The organism is Nostoc cf. edaphicum LEGE 07299, from assembly GCF_015207245.1.
GTDB classification, from domain to species: Bacteria; Cyanobacteriota; Cyanobacteriia; order Cyanobacteriales; family Nostocaceae; genus Nostoc; species Nostoc edaphicum_B.
On sequence record NZ_JADEXF010000507.1, the window covers coordinates 1 to 4,179 of the forward strand.

Annotated in this window: 4 protein-coding genes; 2 read left to right on the plus strand and 2 right to left on the minus strand. The window is 39.2% G+C overall.

Annotated features, from left to right (window positions below; all coding sequences use genetic code 11):
* Window positions 1-1,398: ATP-binding protein (locus tag IQ229_RS15735; RefSeq protein ID WP_194045186.1), on the plus strand; the 1,398-nt coding region annotated here is incomplete at its 5' end.
* A 648-nt stretch (window positions 1,399-2,046) separates the two neighbouring features.
* Here the strand turns inward: IQ229_RS15735 and IQ229_RS15740 are convergent.
* Window positions 2,047-2,877: an alpha/beta hydrolase gene (locus tag IQ229_RS15740; RefSeq protein WP_194045188.1), complete on the minus strand. Its 831-nt coding sequence runs from the start codon at window positions 2,875-2,877 to the stop codon at window positions 2,047-2,049.
* 329 nt (window positions 2,878-3,206) lie between these two features.
* Here IQ229_RS15740 and IQ229_RS15745 point away from each other — a divergent pair, with 329 nt between their 5' ends.
* Window positions 3,207-3,377: a hypothetical protein gene (locus IQ229_RS15745; RefSeq protein ID WP_194045190.1), complete on the plus strand. Its 171-nt coding sequence runs from the start codon at window positions 3,207-3,209 to the stop codon at window positions 3,375-3,377.
* Window positions 3,378-3,513: 136 nt separating this feature from the next.
* Here IQ229_RS15745 and IQ229_RS15750 read toward each other — a convergent pair.
* The coding region (locus IQ229_RS15750; protein ID WP_194045192.1) for an ABC transporter ATP-binding protein at window positions 3,514-4,179 on the minus strand (666 nt) is incomplete at its 5' end.

A 4,179-nucleotide genomic window follows, 5' to 3' on the forward strand; every position in this document is an offset into this window, starting at 1 on the left:
ATGTTGTGTGTTGAGGAATTAATCAACTTAGACCCATTTCAACAACTTCCCAAAGAACGATTGCAGTGGGTTTGCGATCGCGCTCAAACAGTTGAACTTTCTGCTGGAGAAGTGTTGTCCTATGAGGGAGACCCTGTATGTCGCTTATTTATCTTAGTCAAAGGTAAGATCAACATCACCCGCCGCAGTCAAGGAGTTGAAATTCCCATCGGGCAACACGAAGCCCCATCCTTTTTTGGTGAAATTCCAGTACTCACAGATGAACCTGCACCTGTGACAATGCGGGCATTTTCAAATTGCCACATCTATGAAATGAAGGGAGAAGACTTCCGCAAACTGCTGCATGAATGTCGTGATTTTGAGCGGATGGTCTTCCGCATTATGCAAGGTCGTGTCCGGGGGCTAGAGTCTTTCATTCGTGGGCGGGAGAAGATGGCAGCTTTAGGAACACTTGCCGCCGGTCTAGCTCATGAACTCAACAACCCAGCCGCAGCCCTCGTTCGGACTTTAGGAGAAATGCCAGCCGCCATCTTAGAGTTACAACGAATGAACTTAGTTTATGGGCAACGCAATGTTGACGAAGCCCATACTCAACACTGGTTGAGAGTACGCGATCGAGGCTATGATGCGATTTTGAATAATCGCCTAGATCCGGTAACACTAAGCGATCGCGAAGAGATATTGCTGGAATGGTTAGAAGACTATGGTGTAAACCAAGCATGGAAATTGGCAGAACCTTTAGCGGAAGGCGGTGTTGAGGTTGAAACCCTACAGCAACTCATGGAACGTTGGCGCAACGACAACACAGAATTGCGAGAAATGGGATTACACTGGCTAGCGCTTTCCTTTGAAGTCATGTCGATGATTAAACATGGTTTGCGAGGATCTGAGAGGATTTCCGAACTTGTGCAATCAATGAAGTCTTATTCTTACCTCGATCAAGGCACTCAGCAAGAAGTAGATATACATCAAGGTTTGGAAGATACCTTGCGATTGTTTGCTCATAAACTCAAGTGCGGTGTCCAAGTGCAACGCAATTACGATCGAAGTCTTCCAAAAATCCTTGCCTATGGCAGCGAATTGAATCAAGTGTGGACGAACTTAATTGACAACGCCATTGATGCAATGGATAGTAAAGGACTGCTAGAAATTACAACACATCATTGCGATCGCTTTGCCCATATTGACATCATCGATTCTGGCAGTGGAATTCCACCTGAAATTAAAACCCGTATTTTTGAACCTTTCTTCACCACCAAATCAGTAGGACATGGTTCAGGACTTGGTTTAGAAACCGTTCGCCGCATTGTAGAAAATCGCCATCACGGTACGCTTTCATTTGAGTCGCAGTCAGGTAGAACTTGTTTCACTATTTGCCTACCCTTATCAAATAAATGAATCAATAAGCGATAGGATTAGAGATAAAAAAATGGGAACCAATGGTTCCCAAAATATAGCAGCAATGTGAATATTTATATTAGACTTCTAGTTTTTTATACCCAATATTTTCAGGATTTTGTTGGATTTCCCTCCATTCAACCAACCTACAAATTTTCTTAACCGAGTAGTATTGGGATTACTTCTAGTCAATTAATATTTGATAATTTTTGTGTTTTGGGCTGTTGTTCGGAATTAGTGAATTCAGTTTTTAGTGGTCTTCCTATTGTTTTAGGGGGTTGTGGTTTATTATTCTCGCTTGTGGATTGTGAGTTATTATTTTCGCTCATGTTAATTTATCTCCTTAATAGCTTTAATTATTTGGCTGTTTGATGATTATGACTTCAAGCGATGTCATCGCAATTCCGTAAACCTGTTGAAAATTTTGCTCCATTCTACGTTGAATACTATTGTCAAAGAGGTAGATAGTGGAGAAAAGTCCTTACTATAGCAGGAGGCAGGAGGCAGCTATGCTGGAGGTAAAAACCTTGCTATTCCTGAGATTTACGCTTGTCATTATGTCCTAATCTACCTGGCAACTGCTATAAATCAAGCGAGAGCGGCTCATGATAATACTTATAGTTTATGTCCTAATAGGCTAGACGGTTGCTATAATTGCTGATTTGCCTTGACAAGGTTAGTGAACTCCTGCAAAGTTTGACGATACTTTTCTTCAGATATCGAGAATAAATCGTTATGATTTGCCTCTTCAACCCACAAATAAAGTTTTGGGGATGTTGCAGCGTTAAACAACTTTTCTCCATGAGTAAAAGGAATTATGCTATCTGCTTTCCCATGAATCACCAATATCGGACATTTGACTTTTTTGATCTTGTTCAGATTGGGAAACTTATCAAAAGGTAAAATCCGAAAAGGTACTATTACTTGAAAAGCGGAAATAAACGAGCTTTCAATAATTAAACCAGCTACTGGTTTCTGCATTGCTAAATTGACCGCAGAACCACCGCCAACCGAACGCCCCAAAACTATAATTTTTTCAGGTGGAATTTTTAAATTTTGGGTCAAATAATTGTAAGCGCTATTCATATCTTCGTATGCATGACTTTCTGTCGGCTTTCCTTGACTCGTACCATAACCGCGATAATCAAAGGCAAAGACACTAAAACCCCATGCGTGTAATTTTTCTAGAATCGGTTTGATATCTCCTAAATCTTCAGAATTACCATGAGAATAAAGAATAGTATATTTAGCTTGATTGTTCAATAAATATGTAGCTGAGATTTTAGTATCTTTTCCACTCTTTAACTTCAGGATTTTTGGATCATCCTGATAGCTAGAAGGTTGAGACAGAAAAATCATGCTATCTGCCCGAAAATATACAAATACACCAAAAAATAGATAGATAAAAATTAAAGATTTAACCAGCCGTTGCCAAGTCAAATCACCAATTAGCAGTTTTATAATTTGCTGTTTATCCATTAGCTTTTATTTATCGGGTAAAACTTTATTTCCAGGTTTCCCGATTTTTGATGTTTTTTAACTACAACTAATACAACTTCATCAAACTTCATGCCAGCTTTGTCACAAATGAGTCTCTGGAATGAAGCAGCTGAGTAATTTACTTAACTCAGATTATTGAGCCGATACCAACAAATACTGTTATATTCCCTAATGTTAGATGTGAATGGTTAGTGTTGTATAAATTACAGTTACCAAAACTGAAACGCTTATCAAATCCCAAGCTGCTCAAGACTATTCTAGGTAAATAATCAAATGTGACAGAAAAAATTTAGTGTGAGGATTTAGCCATGTCTTATCCGATTCCGTCCAAAATGTGGCAGCGAGTCAGTATTGGAATATTGTTTTTATTAATACCGTCAGTCGGAATTGCGATTTTACGCCAGTCTGCTACGGTTGCAGTTCCAGCCAATCAGACTCCTACCAGTTCTACCCCAAAAACTCGCTCTCCACTGTATTAGATATCTGCAATAAATATAGCAATTTAATTTCAGAAGAGAGCATTGCATATTTGCAGGATGTTTTTTCATCACTGCTAGTAAAAAAACTTATTCCCTACTCTGCAAGACCAGAAGGAAGAAATGTTTTTATTTATTTCTATTTTCTCCCCTTTCTTCCCACTGGTATACACATCGGTGTGCCTGAAACTGGGTCTGGAATAATCCGACATTCCAATCCAAACACCTCCCTTACCATCTTCTCAGTGATCACCAAATTAGGTTCGCCAACAGCAAAAATTTGACCTTCTTTCACCGCTACCAAATAATCAGCATAACGACAGGCGTGATTCAAATCATGTAACACCATCACAATCGTTCGTCGCTGGTTTTGGTTCAAATCATACAATAAATCTAAAACTTCTATTTGGTGTGCCAAATCTAAAAAAGTAGTGGGTTCATCTAACAATAAAATATCCGTATCTTGAGCTAATGCCATTGCAATCCAAGCACGTTGTCGCTGTCCACCAGAAAGAGTATCTAACTCACGTTCTGCCAAGTATTTAATCCCAGTAATTTCTAACGCTAGTTCTACTAATCTTTCATCTTCTTTTGTCCACTGCTGCAACCAGCTTTGATAAGGAAACCTTCCACAAGCTACCAAATCTCGAACGGTTAATCCTTCTGGTGCAACGGGGCCTTGGGTAAGAATTCCTAACTTTTTAGCAACATCTTTTGTTGATAGCTTAAACACATCTGTTGTATCTAAATAAATTTTGCCAACACGAGGTTTTAATAATCTTGCTAAACCCCATAATAACTGTCT

Excerpts from the sequence above, each read along its gene's own strand:
- IQ229_RS15740 (WP_194045188.1), bottom strand. The coding sequence starts at position 2,877 with ATGGATAAACAGCAAATTATAAAACTGCTAATTGGTGATTTGACTTGG.
- IQ229_RS15745 (WP_194045190.1), top strand. The coding sequence starts at position 3,207 with ATGTCTTATCCGATTCCGTCCAAAATGTGGCAGCGAGTCAGTATTGGA.